At 59.6% G+C, this 15,283-nt stretch carries 15 protein-coding genes and 1 tRNA gene; 1 reads left to right on the forward strand and 15 read right to left on the reverse strand.

Translation table 11 applies throughout. The features are described 5' to 3' along the window. Positions 1–13: 13 nt before the first annotated feature. Together ABN482_RS07965 and metE are read right to left on the reverse strand one after the other, a co-directional pair. Positions 14–592 carry a DUF2889 domain-containing protein gene (locus ABN482_RS07965; RefSeq protein ID WP_349503482.1) on the reverse strand — a complete coding sequence of 193 codons (579 nt, stop codon included), beginning with the start codon at positions 590–592 and terminating at the stop codon, positions 14–16. A 125-nt stretch (positions 593–717) separates the two neighbouring features. After that, positions 718–3,015 carry a 5-methyltetrahydropteroyltriglutamate--homocysteine S-methyltransferase gene (gene metE, locus ABN482_RS07970; protein WP_349503483.1) on the reverse strand — a complete coding sequence of 766 codons (2,298 nt, stop codon included), beginning with the start codon at positions 3,013–3,015 and terminating at the stop codon, positions 718–720. Positions 3,016–3,147: 132 nt separating this feature from the next. Between metE and ABN482_RS07975 the strand changes: the two genes are divergently transcribed. Further along, on the forward strand, positions 3,148–4,071 hold the full coding sequence (locus ABN482_RS07975; RefSeq protein WP_349503484.1) for a LysR family transcriptional regulator: 924 nt from the start codon (positions 3,148–3,150) through the stop codon (positions 4,069–4,071). On the opposite strand, the gene recX is transcribed toward ABN482_RS07975, so the two are convergent. The 13 genes from recX to ABN482_RS08040 form a co-directional block, all read right to left on the reverse strand. After that, complete coding sequence (gene recX / locus ABN482_RS07980; protein WP_349503485.1) at positions 4,031–4,498, reverse strand: recombination regulator RecX; 468 nt, start codon at positions 4,496–4,498, stop codon at positions 4,031–4,033. The two genes, ABN482_RS07975 and recX, sit on opposite strands and share 41 nt — an antisense overlap. Further along, complete coding sequence (gene recA / locus ABN482_RS07985; protein ID WP_349503486.1) at positions 4,488–5,570, reverse strand: recombinase RecA; 1,083 nt, start codon at positions 5,568–5,570, stop codon at positions 4,488–4,490. Before recA ends, recX begins: the two co-directional genes overlap by 11 nt. 158 nt (positions 5,571–5,728) lie before the next feature. Further along, positions 5,729–7,345 (reverse strand): Na/Pi cotransporter family protein, encoded by a 1,617-nt coding sequence (locus ABN482_RS07990; protein ID WP_349503487.1) that lies wholly within the window; start codon positions 7,343–7,345, stop codon positions 5,729–5,731. Positions 7,346–7,411: 66 nt separating this feature from the next. Further along, positions 7,412–7,487: transfer RNA gene (locus ABN482_RS07995), tRNA-Thr, on the reverse strand. Between the two features lie 36 nt (positions 7,488–7,523). Then, the gene (locus ABN482_RS08000) at positions 7,524–7,772 is read right to left on the reverse strand and encodes a GlsB/YeaQ/YmgE family stress response membrane protein (protein ID WP_349503488.1); all 249 of its coding nucleotides are present in this window, start codon (positions 7,770–7,772) and stop codon (positions 7,524–7,526) included. Between the two features lie 129 nt (positions 7,773–7,901). Beyond that, positions 7,902–8,222: a DUF2818 family protein gene (locus ABN482_RS08005; protein ID WP_349503489.1), complete on the reverse strand. Its 321-nt coding sequence runs from the start codon at positions 8,220–8,222 to the stop codon at positions 7,902–7,904. Further along, positions 8,219–9,712 carry an NADH-quinone oxidoreductase subunit NuoN gene (gene nuoN, locus ABN482_RS08010; protein WP_109061855.1) on the reverse strand — a complete coding sequence of 498 codons (1,494 nt, stop codon included), beginning with the start codon at positions 9,710–9,712 and terminating at the stop codon, positions 8,219–8,221. Before nuoN ends, ABN482_RS08005 begins: the two co-directional genes overlap by 4 nt. Before the next feature lie 6 nt (positions 9,713–9,718). Further along, positions 9,719–11,221 (reverse strand): NADH-quinone oxidoreductase subunit M, encoded by a 1,503-nt coding sequence (locus ABN482_RS08015; RefSeq protein ID WP_349503497.1) that lies wholly within the window; start codon positions 11,219–11,221, stop codon positions 9,719–9,721. Further along, the gene (gene nuoL / locus ABN482_RS08020) at positions 11,218–13,275 is read right to left on the reverse strand and encodes an NADH-quinone oxidoreductase subunit L (RefSeq protein ID WP_349503490.1); all 2,058 of its coding nucleotides are present in this window, start codon (positions 13,273–13,275) and stop codon (positions 11,218–11,220) included. The genes ABN482_RS08015 and nuoL overlap by 4 nt, the downstream gene beginning before the upstream one ends. 11 nt (positions 13,276–13,286) lie before the next feature. After that, complete coding sequence (gene nuoK, locus ABN482_RS08025; protein ID WP_349503491.1) at positions 13,287–13,595, reverse strand: NADH-quinone oxidoreductase subunit NuoK; 309 nt, start codon at positions 13,593–13,595, stop codon at positions 13,287–13,289. Next, positions 13,592–14,239: an NADH-quinone oxidoreductase subunit J gene (locus tag ABN482_RS08030; protein WP_349503492.1), complete on the reverse strand. Its 648-nt coding sequence runs from the start codon at positions 14,237–14,239 to the stop codon at positions 13,592–13,594. The genes nuoK and ABN482_RS08030 overlap by 4 nt, the downstream gene beginning before the upstream one ends. Before the next feature lie 26 nt (positions 14,240–14,265). Then, entirely contained in the window at positions 14,266–14,754 is a 489-nt protein-coding gene (gene nuoI / locus ABN482_RS08035) for an NADH-quinone oxidoreductase subunit NuoI (RefSeq protein ID WP_109061860.1), read from the reverse strand. A 28-nt stretch (positions 14,755–14,782) separates the two neighbouring features. Beyond that, on the reverse strand, positions 14,783–15,283 hold a 501-nt coding region (locus ABN482_RS08040), incomplete at its 5' end, for a complex I subunit 1/NuoH family protein (RefSeq protein ID WP_349503493.1).

Here is a 15,283-nt window from a genome sequence, read left to right on the forward strand (position 1 = left end):
ACCTGTCAGGACGTTAAGAAAAAGAAACAGTTGTCGGCGTTTCATGGCCGACATACCAGCGGGGATAATATTGTCTCACCACTTCGCCCTGCGTGCTCAACGCATGGCAACCATCAAGCTGGAACGGCTTGACCGTGCCCCCCTGGTCATCCTGGGGCGGGCGTCGATAGGTCATGGTCTGGATGGCGACTGTCGGCAGCACGGCCGTCAGTTCACTCATGTGCGTACAGCCGGCATCGCGTCCGAAACGGGTGCGGACCTGCTGGCTAAAGCCCTTGAGCAGGTTCAGCCCGACCAGGCCGGCATAGGCCGGCTCGATGGCCTTGCAATGGTGATCGTAGGGTGCGCCATCATAGGCAGCACATGCGGCCACGATGCTGAAGTCCGCATTGATGGTGATACGCAGCGACATGTCATGGACCGGACGGCCACTGAGATGGGTACTGCCATCACTGCGGCCGAAATCGTAGTGCTTGATGTCCGTCAGCCGGGCCTCGAGATCCCAGAGACCGTCTTCGCGCTCATAGCTCTCGACCTGTATCGTGCGGCGATGCAGGGCTCGGCGTGATGAAACAGCAGGAGGTAGAGACATGGTGCAGGCCGGAATATCTGACATAAATCAAATCCGGTCGAGTATAGCGCACTCAGGTGTCTCGACTTCGATGTCTTATAGATGAATCCGGTGTCCGGCCTGCGGCTGGACACCGGCGGCTGCCATCAGGCTGCTGCGCGCAGATCCTTGGCGGCCTGCACCATCGCCACCAGCGCAGCGCGGGTTTCAGGCCAGGCACGAGTCTTCAGGCCGCAATCCGGATTGACCCAGAGACGCTCCCTGGGCAGACGCGCGGCCGCCTTGTTCATCAGATCCACCATCCACTGGACTTCCGGCACATTGGGTGAATGGATGTCATAGACGCCCGGACCAATGTCATTGGGATAATGAAAGTCCTCGAATGCCTCCAGCAGCTCCATGTTGGAGCGCGAGGTTTCGATCGTGATCACGTCCGCATCCATGGCCGCGATCGAATCGATGATGTCGTTGAACTCCGAATAGCACATGTGGGTATGAATCTGTGTATCGTCCTGCACGCCCGAGGTAGAAAGGCGGAAGCAATCCACCGCCCAGTCCAGGTAATGTTTCCAGTCCGCCTTGCGCAGCGGCAGCCCTTCGCGGATGGCCGGTTCGTCGATCTGTATGACCTTGATGCCTGCGGCTTCCAGATCATTGACTTCATCGCGCAGCGCCAGCGCCAGTTGGCGGCAGGTGGTTTCACGCGGCTGGTCATCGCGCACGAACGACCACTGCAGGATAGTGACCGGGCCGGTCAGCATGCCCTTGACCGGACGCGCGGTCAGTGACTGGGCATATGACGACCAGCCCACAGTCATCGGTGCCGGACGTGCCACATCACCAAAAATGATGGGCGGTTTGACGCAACGCGAACCATAGCTCTGCACCCAGCCATTGCGGGTGAAGGCAAAGCCGGCCAGCAGTTCACCGAAATACTCGACCATGTCGTTGCGCTCGGGCTCACCATGAACCAGCACATCAAGATCGATTTCTTCCTGGAAGCGGATCACGCGCTCGATCTCTTCACGAATGGCATGTTCGTACTGTGCATCCGACAGTGCGCCGGATTTCCAGTCGCGACGCAGTGTCCGGATTTCCTGGGTCTGAGGGAAGGAGCCGATCGTCGTCGTGGGGAAAGCCGGCAGTTCGAGCGCAGATTGCTGGCTGCTGATGCGGGCAGCAAAAGCGGCCCGGTCACGCGACACATTGCGGGACTCGGCCAGGCGCTGCGCCACGGCAGGATTGTGGATACGGGCCGAAGCACGACGCACGGCCAGCGCATTCTGCTGTATCGTCCAGTCGGCACGCGTAGCGTCGTTATCAATCCCATCCAGCTTGCGGGCCAGCAGGTTCAGTTCGGCCAGTTTCTGGCGGGCGAACGACAGCCAGCTCTTGAGTTCGTTATCGAGTTCGGTTTCCTGCTCCAGGTCAACCGGCACATGCAGCAGCGAACACGAAGGAGCCAGCCACAGACGATCGCCCAGCGCGGCCTTGACAGGGGCCAGTGCCGACTCTGCAGACTCGAGATCAGTGCGCCAGATATTGCGACCGCTGATCCAGCCTGCCGACAGGACCTGATCTGGTCGCAGATCCGCTGCCACCAGCGCCAGTTGCTCCGGTGCACGCGACAGATCCACATGCAGTCCGGCCACGGGCAAGCCCGACGCCGTCGCCAGATTGTCTTTCAATCCATCAAAATACGTCGCCAGCAGGATCTTGACGGGAGCCGTCTGGAACTCGGCATAGACCTGACCAAAAGCCTCTTTCCAAGCCTGCGGCAAGTCCAGAGTCAGGATGGGCTCATCAATCTGCACCCACTCGACACCCTGCCCCGCCAGGCGCTCCAATACCAGTCGATAGACAGGCAGCAGCGCCTCCAGCAGCTTCAGCTTGCCTTCATCCTGGGCACCATCCTGAAAAGCGTCACCCTTGCCCAACCACAGCCAGGTCAACGGGCCAGGAATGACCGGCTTGACGGCATATCCCTGTGCACGGGCCTCATCCACCTGCTCGAACAGATATTCGCGGGCAATGCGGAACTGCTGGCTGGGCGACAGTTCGGGCACGATGTAGTGGTAGTTGGTATCGAACCATTTGGTCATTTCGCAGGCAGCTGCCGGCGTACCGGTCGGAGCACGGCCGCGCCCCAGGCGAAACAGCGTATCCAGATCGACAGGTGCACCAGCGGCCTGGCCAAAACGTGCGGGGATTGCACCCAGCAGCGTCGTCCATTCCAGGATCTGGTCATACCAGGCAAAATCGCCCACCGGCACGAACTTCAGACCGGCATCGGCCTGCTGCCGCCAGTGTCGGGCGCGCAGATCACGCCCGGCCTGCTCCAGCTCATCACGGCTTTGCTTGCCAGCCCAATACGCCTCGACTGCCCGCTTGAGTTCGCGCTGCACACCGATACGGGGAAAACCAAGATTATGAATAACAGTCATATCCAAATACCACCCACGAGAAGGTTCAGAATCCATGCCTGCTTTCAAGAACAGGCTTTCAGGATGGGTATTCTGGAGGATCGACGCTACAATGCAAAATCAATGTCTTCATCCATAAGTTGAACAAAATTCATGCTTGAGCTCAGACACCTCGAAACCATTCACGCCATTCATGAAACCGGATCGCTCAACGAGGCCGCCGATCGGCTTCACGTCACTCAATCGGCCCTGTCACATCAATTGCGCGATCTTGAGACGCGTCTCGGCGTCGCCCTGCTCAACCGGCGCACCCGGCCAGCACGCCTGACTACGGCAGGCCTGCGCGTATTGTCATTGGCAGAAGATGTCCTGCCGCGTATCCGCAACACGGAACGCGAACTGCAACGGCTGGCTCAGGGGCGCAGCGGCCGCCTGCACCTGGCCATCGACTGCCACTCGTGCTTCCAGTGGCTGATGCCGGCACTCGACAATTTTCGCCAGCAATGGCCCGACGTTACGCTGGATCTGTCTGCAGCCTTCTCGTTTGCCCCACTGCCGGCCCTGGTCCGCGGCGATCTCGATCTGGTCATCACCTCCGATCCGGCACCGCTGGACAACGTGCAATACCTGCCACTGTTCAGCTATGAACTGGTGCTCGCGGCCAACCGGGCCAATCCGATCTGCAAGCAGGACTATGCCCACCCCGAGGACCTGTCCAGCCAGACACTGATCACCTACCCGGTGGATCGACAGCGACTCGATGTCTATACGGTATTCATGGACCCCGCTGAAGTAGAGCCTGCAGCAGTGCGCACAGCAGAGTTGACGCCCATCATTCTGCAGCTGATTGCCAGCGGTCGCGGCGTGGCTGCCCTGCCGAACTGGGCATTGATGGAGTACATGCAGCACGACTGGCTGGCTGTCTGCCGATTGGGTGCCGAAGGCATCTGGCGCACGCTCTATGCCACCGTACGCACCGAAGATGTGGATGCGCCCTACATCCAGGATTTCATGGACGTGGCACGTACCGTCTGCTTCAAGAATCTGACGGGCATCCGCCAGCCAGGATCTTCTTGACTACATCGTGTGAAAAGCCCCTGCCTGCCAGAAAGCGGGCCTGGCGCGCATAGTCGGCCGGCGCTTGCGGGAGTTCGCCACCGAAACGGCGCTGCCAGACCTCGCAGGCCCTGGGCAACTCGCTGCCGCGCAACTCTTCGCGCAACTCGGCCATCTGCTCAGCCGGGATACCATGCTGGCGCAGTTCATCGAGAATGCGTGCCGTCCCCTGCTTGTGCGCCTTGCGCTGCACCAGCCCCTGGGCAAAGCGTGTATCCGACTGCCAGCCGGCACGCTCAAGTTCGCCCAGGACGGCCTCGATATCGCCCGGTGTTTCGCTATGGGGCTGCAGCTTGCGCAGCAACTCCTGGCGGCTGTGTTCACGCCGCGACAACAGGGCCACCGCCCTCGACTTGAGCGAGGGCGTACGGCCGGACTTAGGCGTCATCCCCATCGGCATCCGGCTGGGTTGCCACCGGCACGGAACCTGCCGGACGCGTGGCGACCCCCAGTTTTTCACGAACGAGGTTCTCAATCTCCAGCGCCAGCTCGGGACGTTGCTTGAGATAATCGCGCACGTTGTCCTTGCCCTGACCGATCCGATCACCGTTGTAGCTGTACCAGGCACCGGCCTTGTCGACGATACCCGCCTGCACGCCCAGGTCGATGACTTCACCTTCGCGAGAAATGCCTGCTCCATACATGATGTCGAACTCGGCCTGCTTGAAGGGCGGTGACACCTTGTTCTTGACGACCTTGACACGGGTCTCGTTGCCAACGACCTCGTCACCCTTTTTGATCGAACCGATGCGACGAATATCAAGCCGCACGGACGCATAGAACTTGAGCGCATTGCCACCCGTGGTGGTCTCGGGGTTGCCGAACATCACGCCGATCTTCATGCGAATCTGGTTGATGAAGATCACCATGCAGTTGGTGCGCTTGATGGTCGCCGTGAGCTTGCGCAATGCCTGGCTCATCAGACGGGCCTGCAGACCGGGCAGCGAGTCGCCCATGTCGCCCTCGATTTCGGCCTTGGGCGTCAGCGCCGCCACCGAGTCGATCACGATCAGGTCAATCGAGCCGGAGCGTACCAGTGCGTCAGTAATCTCGAGCGCCTGCTCACCCGTATCGGGCTGGGAAATCAGCAGATCCTCGAGATTGACACCCAGGCGTGCAGCATACTGTACGTCGAGCGCATGCTCGGCATCGATGAAGGCGCAGGTGCCACCGATCTTCTGCATTTCGGCGATGACCTGCAGGGTCAGCGTGGTCTTACCCGAAGACTCCGGACCGTAGACCTCGACCACACGGCCACGCGGCAGACCACCGACGCCAAGGGCAATATCCAGCCCGAGCGAACCGGTCGAGACAACCTGGATATCGTGTTCGATCTGGTTGTCGCCATAGCGCATCACCGAACCCTTGCCGAACTGCTTTTCGATCTGCGACAGGGCAGCAGCCAGGGCCTTGGCTTTCTCGGCCTTGGCAGCGGTGCCGGCCTTGGAGTTTGAATCCATGAATGATCCTTGTTGTCGTGTGGTGCGAGTGAAGACTGCTGCGCAACGCAGCGCCTGATATACGAATTATGCACCGGATTATACTGTATATATGAACAGCATGCGCAAATTCAGCACACCACCGCTCCACACCGCGTCAGCCAAGAACCGCCAGCGACTCAGTCCAGATCGGCCTGCTCTGGCTCGGGCGTCGTTCCACCGGACAGCGAATGGCAAACCCGCCAGCTATGGTAGGCCACCCGCTCCAGCCAGCGCATCACATCCATGACCTTCATGGCATCGAAGGAGTCGCGGTGCCCGCCGGCGCTTTCACGCAACACGGCCAGCCGTACCTGTTGCCGCAATTCGAGCAGGCGCGCCGTCTGCCCGGCCATCGCCTCTGCTTCCGCGTGCGCCACCGCCGGATCCTCAACGGCACGCCGGGCCTCTTCCAGCACCTGCCGGGCAATCGCCGCCCCTTCCGTCGCCTGCGGATTGACACCGATGTCGCACAGTTGCTCCGGCAACTTCAGACGCGACTGCAGCCGGACCAGATGATCGATGGCATGCATCTGATCCAGTCGACGCGGCATCAGATAGGCAGACTCCTCATCGACCGGAATGCGGGCAAAGAAATCCCGCACCTGCCGCAGGGCCTGCTTGAGCTTCTTGATCTTGTGCTCTTCCAGCACCAGCGCCTGGCCATCGTCACGCAGCGGACACTGGGCCGCAGAGGCAAGCAGATCAAACATCTCCCGACTGATACGTTCGAGCGCCTTGTGGGTGGTATCCAGTGCCACCTCAGGCACCTGCAACTGCGATTCATCCAGCAGATTGACCAGGGTATCCGGCCGACTTGGCAGCAGCCGCTCGATCAAATGCGCAAAAGGTGCGGCAAACGGCAAGAACAGGCAGACGCCAACACCAATGAACAGGGTATGGAAAGCGACCAGGCTGACCGCCCCAGGTTGCAGCCCCAGGTAATGCTGCGCCCATCCGAGTGCCGCCATGAAGGCCGGCAACAGCAACAATGCCAGCAATCCTGTACTCAGGTTGAACAGCACATGTGCCAGCGCGGTACGCTTAGCCAGCACTGAACCACCAATGGCGGCCAGCACGCCCGTCATGGTCGTGCCGATGGCAGCACCGATCACCAGTACTGCGCCCTGCTCGAAACTGACCGTACCCGTGGAAAGTGCCGTCAACGTCATGGCCACCACCGCCGTGGAGGACTGCATCATTACCGTGACAACCATGCCGATCAGCATTGTCGCCAACCTGATGCCCAGGCCATCCATGTCCATGGCACGCAGCGAAAAATGCTCGGACAGGGTCTGCATGCCCTGCTGCATGAAATCGATGCCGACAAACATGATGCCGAAGCCGGACAGCGCCATGCCCAGCGCACGCACACGACCACGCGCCAACAGCTTCATGAGCGCACCGATACCGATCAGTGGCATCGTATAGAGCCCCAGGCTGACCTTCAGACCCAGCAACGAAATCAGCCAGCCAGTCCCCGTCGTACCCAGGCTGGCCCCCATGACGACGCCGACGGCCTGTGGAAAGCTGAGCAGGCCCGCACTGACAAAGCCGATGAGGGTGATAGTAGTGGCCGCCGACGACTGGACCAGCAAAGTCAGCAACGTACCGGAAGTGAAAGCCTTGAAGGGGGTGCCCGTGAACTGCAGCAGCGCACGACGCAATGCATCGCCGCTGAAAGCCTTGAGACCGTCGGTGAGCAGCACCATGCCGGTCAGGAAGAGGCCGATGCCCCCCAGCAACTTGACGACCATCAGGACCATATGCAAAAGCCCCCTGCCCGAAAGTGCAAAAAGCAGCCCGAAGGCTGCTTTTTAATCTGGTGCCGCTTGCCGGATTCGAACTGGCGACCTTTTCATTACGAATGAACTGCTCTACCAACTGAGCTAAAGCGGCGAAGTCATGTATTCTAGCATGACGATTTTTTACACGTCAACCACGCTTGGAAAATTTGCCGACGACGAACAGCACGATCAGTGCGCCCACAATGGAACCGATCCAGCCTGCCCCTTCTCCCGGTTGATAGATACCCAATGCGCCACCCAGGAAGCCTGCCACGACCGAACCTATGATACCCAGCACCACGGTCAGGACGATACCCATTTTCTGTTCGCCCGGCATGATGGCACGTGCCAGCAGACCCACGATGAAACCCACGACGATCATCCAGATAATGCCCATGCGCTTTTCTCCTGGTTGAAAAAAACCCGTCGCATGCGAAACACATGCGACGGGCTCATGATAGGAAATTCAGGTACTGTCCGTCTACCTCGGAAGTGTCAATTCCAGTCAATGTGCAATGCAGACAACTCAGGCCTTGCGCTTGCGAAACAGATAACGGTAGACAAAACCCGGATAGGCCATCACCAGGAACAGACACAGCGTGATGGCATAAAACTCCCATCCCTGCCGGAATCGGTTGCCGAGATTGCCCTCGAAGGCAAAGCCTACTGCACCGATCACCACATACAGCAGCAGGATTTCTGCCATGCGCACCCAGAGCGGCTTGACGGCAGGCCGCCCCTGCTGCTTCCAGGTCGCCACTGCAAGCACACGCTCGGTCAGGAATGGCAGATTGGCTGCCACCAGCGCCAGCGCAAGCAACAGCCAGACTGCCAGTGCCTGGTTCATTGCAGCGCCTGAATGCAGAGCGCCATCAGGCCGCCCGGCAGGATGCCGAACACCAGCAGCAGGATACCGTTGAGGGAGATCAGACCACGCTGGCACAGCGGGGTCACTGCCAGGGCAACCGCCTGTTCCTGAGCCTGCAGCCCTTGTTCTTCAGGCTCGTCGAAGTAAACGACCTTGACCACGCGCAGGTAGTAGAAAGCACCGATCAGCGAGAAGATCACGGCCACCACTGCCAGCCAGACCATGCCGGCCTCGACGACTGCTTGCAGCACAGCCAGCTTTGCATAGAAACCCACCAGCGGCGGAATACCCGCCAGCGAGAACATCAGCAACAGCAGGATGGCGGCATACCAGGGATGCTTGCGGTTCAATCCCTTCAGGTCGCTGATTTCCTCGCATTCGAAGCCATTGCGCGCCAGCAGCAGGATCATGCCGAAGCTGCCCAGCGTCGTCAGCACATAGGTCAGGATATAGAACAGCGATGCGCCATAAGCACCGACCGCAGCGTCAGGCTTGCCATCGATCACACCGGACAGCAGGCCCAGCAGCACGAACCCCATGTGTGAAATGGTGGAATAGGCCAGCATCCGCTTGAAATTGGTCTGCATGATGGCCGTCAGGTTGCCGATGGCCAGCGACAGCACGGCCAGGATCATCAGCATGGGCTGCCAGTCGAAGGCCAGGCTGTGCAGGCCATCCGTCAGCAGGCGCAGCGTGATTGCAAAGGCAGCCAGCTTGGGTGCGCCACCCAACACCAGCGTGATGCCGGTCGGAGAACCCTGATAGACATCGGGCACCCACATATGGAATGGCGCAGCACCGAGCTTGAAGGCAAGACCTGCAACGACGAACACCACACCGAAGGCCAGTGCCATGGCCGGTGCCTCACCCGAAGCCAGCACCTGGGCAATGGCGGCGAGTTCAAGCTGGCCTGTGGCACCGTAGATCATCGACATGCCATACAGCAGGAAGCCCGATGCCAGTGCGCCCAGCACGAAATATTTCATGGCGGCTTCCGTGGCCACGGTGTTGTCACGACGCAGTGCGATCAGCGCATACAGCGACAGCGACATCAGTTCCAGGCCCAGATAGATACTGACCAGGTTGCTGGCCGAGATCATGACCATCTGCCCCAGCAAGGCAAACAGGATCAGGGTATAGAGCTCGCCACTGCGCAGCATGTCGCGTTCCAGCGCATAGGCGTGGCCATAGATCACCGTGGCGGCGACTGCGATATAGCTGGCGATCTTGAGCAGGTGCGACAGGTTGTCGGCCACATACAGGCCATGGAAAGTCACGCCCTGCACACCGGCCTGCCACTGTGCCCAGCTCACGACCGTCAGGACGGCCAGCGTACCGAGGGTCAGCCAGTAGGTCACGAGGCGCTGTGCATGCTTGCTCAGCACATCGATCAGCAAAATGGCCAGACCGAGTGCCAGCAGGATGATTTCGGGCGCAGCAAGCGCGAAGTCGAATTGAGAATGCATAATCGACGCCTACAGTTTGGAAGAAGCAACGTGTTGCAGCAGCGCCTCGACAGAGACATGCATCACATCGGTGAAGGGTTTCGGATAGATCCCCATGAACAGTACGGCAATCGCCAGAATGCCCAGGATCAGGAATTCGCGGGAACTGACATCCTGCAGCTTGGCAACCTGCTCATGAACGACCGGACCGAACGCCACGCGCTTGACCATCCAGAGCGAATAGGCAGCACCCAGGATCAGGGCCGTGGCCGTCAGCAGGCCAATCCAGAAGTTGTACTCGACCGCGCCCATGATGACGAAGAACTCGCCCACGAACCCGCTGGTTGCCGGCAGGCCGCTGTTGGCCATGGAGAACAGCACGAAGAAGGTCACGAAACGCGGCATTACGTTGATCACGCCACCGTAATCGGCGATCTTGCGCGAATGCACCCGATCATAGAGCACGCCAATGCAGAAGAACATGGCACCCGAGACGAAGCCGTGAGACACCATCTGCACGATTGCGCCTTCGACACCGGCCTGGTTGAAGATGAAGAAACCCAGGGTGACGAAACCCATGTGGGCGACCGACGAATAGGCCACCAGCTTCTTCATGTCGTCCTGTACCAGGGCCACCAGACCAATGTAGATCACAGCGACCAGTGACAGCGCGATGATCAGGCCCGCCAGGCTATGCGCGGCATCCGGCGTGATCGGCAGAGAAAAGCGCAGAAAACCGTAGGCACCCAGCTTGAGCATGATCGCGGCCAGCACGATCGAACCCCCCGTCGGAGCCTCGACGTGAGCATCAGGCAGCCAGGTGTGCACCGGCCACATCGGCACCTTGACGGCGAACGCCATGAACAACGCCAGGAAGATCAGGATCTGCGGCGTCATGCCCAGCTTGGTCTGATGCCAGGTCTGGATGTCGAAGCTGCCACCCGAGACATTCCAGAGGTAGATGAAGGCGACCAGCGTCAGCAGTGAACCCAGCAGCGTATAGAGAAAAAACTTGAACGCGGCATAGACACGGTTCGGACCACCCCAGACACCGATGATGATGTACATCGGGATCAGCGTGGCTTCGAAGAAGACGTAGAACAGCAGGCCATCGAGCGAGGCGAACACGCCCACCATGAAGCCCGACAGGATCAGGAAGGCTGCCATGTACTGGGCAACGCGCACCTTGATCACTTCCCAGCCGGCCAGCACCACGATGATGGTGATGAAGGCGGTCAGCAACACGAACCACAGCGAAATGCCGTCCACGCCGAGATGGTAGAAGACGTTGAAAGTCTCGATCCAGGATGCCTTCTCGACAAACTGCATACTGGCCGTACTGCTGTCAAAGCCGAGATAGAGGGGAATCGTGGCCAGGAAACTGATCACGGCACCCGCCAGCGCCAGCCAGCGGGTCGCGTTGGCGCGATCGTCCCGCCCCACGGCCAGCACCAGCAGGCCCGAGAGGATGGGAAGGACAATCGCAAGCGTCAGCCAGGGAATATTTGAAGTTGCCATTTCGCTTGCCATCAGTGATGCACCAGCACAAAGAAAGTAATCAGGGCCATGATGCCGATGATCATGGCAAAGGCGTAGTGGTAGATATAGCCGGTCTGGACATGACGGCTCACGGCCGCGATCCAGCCCACCAGCTTGACGCTGCCATTGACGATGAAACCGTCGATCAGGCCGCGATCACCCTTCTGCCAGAAGCTCGTACCCAGCCAGCGTGCACCACGCGCAATGATCTGCTCATTGACCCAGTCAACGTAGTACTTGTTCTCTAGTACCTTGTTCACGCCACGCAGGTTGCGCTGGATGGTTTCCGGCACCTTGGGATTGACGAGATAGCAGTACCAGGCAATCACCGCACCCGCCACCACTAGCCAGAACGGCAGCGTGATGAATGCATGCAGGCCATAGGCCACCCAGCCATGCCACTTGGCAGCCAGTTCGGCCATCGCCGGATGCTCGGGGAACACCGCGATGACGCCCTGGAAGAAATCACCGAACAGCATGGGCTGCACGACCAGCGCGCCGATGATCACCGACGGAATAGCCAACAGCACCAGCGGCAGCGTCACCACCCAGGGGGATTCGTGCGGCACGCCGCCATGATGACCATGATCATCGTGCGCATGAGCATCTGCGCCATGCGCGTGGCTGTCATGGCCATGATCATCATGACCATGTGCGTGTGCACCACTGGTATCGAAGCGCTCCTTGCCATGGAATACCAGGAAGTACACGCGGAACGAATACAGCGAGGTCACGAATACACCGATCAGCGTCGCGTAGTATGCGAACGTGGCCCCCCAGACATTGGCTTCACCGGCTGCCTCGATCAGCAGTTCCTTCGAGTAGTAACCCGAGAAGAACGGCGTACCGACCAGGGCCAGTGTACCGATCAGGAAGGTGATCCAGGTGATCGGCATGTATTTGCGCAGGCCGCCCATCTTGCGGATATCCTGCTCGTGGTGCATGCCGATGATGACCGAGCCGGCTCCCAGGAACAGCAGCGCCTTGAAGAAAGCGTGCGTCAGCAGGTGCATGGCTGCGATCGAGTAGGCCGAAGCACCCAGCGCCACCGTCATGTAGCCAAGCTGTGACAGCGTGGAATACGCCACCACCCGCTTGATGTCAGTCTGGATGATCCCCAGGATACCCAGGAACAGCGCACCGATACCGCCGATCACGATGATGAACGAGAGTGCCGTCGACGACATTTCGAACAGCGGCGAGAATCGCCCCACCATGAAAATACCAGCCGTCACCATGGTTGCCGCGTGGATCAGCGCCGAAATCGGTGTGGGGCCTTCCATCGAGTCAGGCAACCAGGCATGCAACGGCACCTGTGCCGATTTACCCATGGCACCGATGAACAGGCAGATACATGCCACCGTGACCAGCATCCAGTCGGTACCCGGCAACGTCAGACCAGCCAGGCGATCGCTTTGCGCGAAGACTTCGCCGTAGTGCATGGTGCCGGTATAGGCAAACAGCAGGCCGATGCCCAGCACGAAGCCGAAGTCACCCACGCGGTTGATCAGGAACGCCTTCATGTTGGCGAAGATTGCCGTTGGCTTGGTATACCAGAAACCGATCAGCAGGTATGAGACCAGGCCCACTGCTTCCCAGCCGAAGAACAGCTGCACCATGTTGTTGGACATGACCAGCATGAGCATCGAGAAGGTGAACAGCGAGATATACGAAAAGAAACGCTGATAGCCAGGGTCATCCACCATATAGCCAATGGTGTAGATGTGCACCATCAGCGACACGGAGGTCACCACCACCATCATCATGGCCGACAGCGGATCGATCAGGAAACCGATCTGCATCGGGATATCGCCGATCAGCGACCAGGTGTAGACCGCACCGTCAAAGCGCAGGCCATTGATCACATCGATGAGCACCACCACCGAGCCGATGGCCGATACCAGCACGCCCAGGATGGTGATCATGTGCGACGCACGACGTCCGACCAGCGGGCGACCGAAAAAGGCGGTGCCGAACAGGCCTGCCAGGATGGCACCGACCAGAGGGGCCAGTGCAATTACAAGATAAAGACCGGGTGTACTTGACATCTTTAACCCCATCAGCCTTTCAGATGGTCGAGATCTTCGACATTAATCGTATTCAGGTTGCGGAAAATCAGCACCAGAATCGCCAGACCGATCGCAGCCTCCGCAGCGGCCACGGTCAGGATGAAGAAGACAAACACCTGACCGGCGGTGTCACCCAGCCAGCTCGAAAACGCGACGAAGTTCATGTTGACCGCGAGCAGCATCAGCTCGACCGACATCAGCAGGATCAGCAGATTGCGGCGATTCAGGAAAATCCCGAACACCCCGATTGCAAATAGGATGGCACCCAGAACCAGATAATGGGCCAGCGTCAATGTCATGCCTGTTCTCCTTGATCCTGTGCGGCATTTTTCTGGTCGGCGGCGCGTGCGCGCTCGCTCTGAGGCTCGATCTTGACCAGACGGAAGCGCTCGCTGGCTCGCGCCTTGAGTTGTTCGGACGGGCGATTGTGCTTGGTATCGTGACGACGGCGCAGCGTCAACGCGATGGCGGCAATCATGCCGACCAGCAGAATGGCAGCGGCAATTTCCACACCGTATACATATTCGGTATAGAGCAGCTTGCCCAGTGCCAGGGCGCTGTTGTAGTCATCGGGCTGGGCGAACGCCGGCCCGGCGTCTCCCCAGGTCGAGACCAGCACGAAAGCCATTTCAAGCACCATGATGCCACCGACCAGCAGACCCATGGGCAGGAAACCGCGTATGCCTTCGCGCAATGCCTCCATCCGGATATCGAGCATCATCACGACGAACAGGAACAGCACCATCACGGCACCGACGTAGACGACGATCAGCAGCAGCGACAGGAATTCGGCCCCCAGCAGCATCCACAGCATCGAGGCATTGAAAAACGCCAGGATCAGGTGCAGCACCGCAACCACGGAACTGGAGGCGGTAATCACCCTGAACGCGGCATAGATCAGCACCGCCGACAGGATGTAGAACAGGATTGTGGTAAACGTCATGGCTTTATCTACGTTGAGTGACGGGCCTAGCGATAGGGTGCATCGGCAGCGCGACGGCTGGCGATTTCCGGCTCGTAGCGATCGCCCACGGCCAGCAGCATGTCCTTGGTGAAATACAGGTCGCCGCGCTTTTCACCATGGTATTCATGGATGTGCGTCTCGACGATCGAATCGACCGGGCAGCTCTCCTCGCAGAAACCGCAGAAGATGCATTTGGTCAGGTCGATGTCGTAACGCGTGGTGCGGCGGGTACCGTCCTCACGCACGTCGGACTCGATGCTGATCGCCATGGCCGGACAGACCGCCTCGCACAGTTTGCATGCAATGCAGCGTTCCTCGCCATTGGGATAGCGGCGCAGCGCATGCAATCCCCGGAAACGCGGCGACATGGGCGTCTTTTCCTGCGGATACAGCAGGGTTACCTTGCGCTTGAAGAAATACTTGCCCGTGAGCTTCATGCCCTTGAGCAGTTCGGTCAGCAGCAGACTGCTGAAAAAATCCTTGATCGCTTCCATTTTCGTTCTCCGTGTCCGCTCCGACGGCTCAGTGCCAGATGTTCCATGGCGTCTGCATCCAGATCGCCACCACCAGCAGCCACACGCCGGTCAGGGGAATGAACACCTTCCAGCCCAGACGCATGATCTGGTCATACCGGTAACGCGGGAAGGAAGCCCGGAACCAGATGAACAGCGAGACCACGCAGAAAGTCTTGATGCCCAGCCACAGCCAGCCCGGGATCCAGGTCAGCGGCGCGACATCGATGGGTGCCATCCAGCCCCCCAGGAACATGATCGACGCCATCGCCGACAGCAGGATCATGTTGGCGTATTCACCCAGGAAGAACAGGGCGAAGGTCATGCCCGAGTATTCGACCATGTGGCCGGCCACGATTTCGGACTCGCCCTCGACCACGTCGAACGGGTGACGGTTGGTTTCGGCCACGGCCGAAATCACGTAGATCACGAACAGCGGCAACAGCGGCAGCCAGTTCCAGGACATGAACGTCAGGCCCATGTCAGCGAAATAGCCACGGCCCTGCCCCAG

The sequence above is a fragment of the Corticimicrobacter sp. genome, assembly GCF_040137905.1.
GTDB lineage: Bacteria > Pseudomonadota > Gammaproteobacteria > Burkholderiales > Burkholderiaceae_B > Corticimicrobacter.

Bases quoted from the DNA above. Each gene is read 5' to 3' on its own strand.
- ABN482_RS07965 (WP_349503482.1), bottom strand. From the start codon at position 592: ATGTCTCTACCTCCTGCTGTTTCATCACGCCGAGCCCTGCATCGCCGC.
- metE (WP_349503483.1), bottom strand. From the start codon at position 3,015: ATGACTGTTATTCATAATCTTGGTTTTCCCCGTATCGGTGTGCAGCGC.
- ABN482_RS07975 (WP_349503484.1), top strand. From the start codon at position 3,148: ATGCTTGAGCTCAGACACCTCGAAACCATTCACGCCATTCATGAAACC.
- recX (WP_349503485.1), bottom strand. From the start codon at position 4,498: ATGACGCCTAAGTCCGGCCGTACGCCCTCGCTCAAGTCGAGGGCGGTG.
- recA (WP_349503486.1), bottom strand. From the start codon at position 5,570: ATGGATTCAAACTCCAAGGCCGGCACCGCTGCCAAGGCCGAGAAAGCC.
- ABN482_RS07990 (WP_349503487.1), bottom strand. From the start codon at position 7,345: ATGGTCGTCAAGTTGCTGGGGGGCATCGGCCTCTTCCTGACCGGCATG.
- ABN482_RS08000 (WP_349503488.1), bottom strand. From the start codon at position 7,772: ATGGGCATTATCTGGATGATCGTCGTGGGTTTCATCGTGGGTCTGCTG.
- ABN482_RS08005 (WP_349503489.1), bottom strand. From the start codon at position 8,222: ATGAACCAGGCACTGGCAGTCTGGCTGTTGCTTGCGCTGGCGCTGGTG.
- nuoL (WP_349503490.1), bottom strand. From the start codon at position 13,275: ATGTCAAGTACACCCGGTCTTTATCTTGTAATTGCACTGGCCCCTCTG.
- nuoK (WP_349503491.1), bottom strand. From the start codon at position 13,595: ATGACATTGACGCTGGCCCATTATCTGGTTCTGGGTGCCATCCTATTT.
- ABN482_RS08030 (WP_349503492.1), bottom strand. From the start codon at position 14,239: ATGACGTTTACCACAATCCTGTTCTACATCCTGTCGGCGGTGCTGATC.
- nuoI (WP_109061860.1), bottom strand. From the start codon at position 14,754: ATGGAAGCGATCAAGGATTTTTTCAGCAGTCTGCTGCTGACCGAACTG.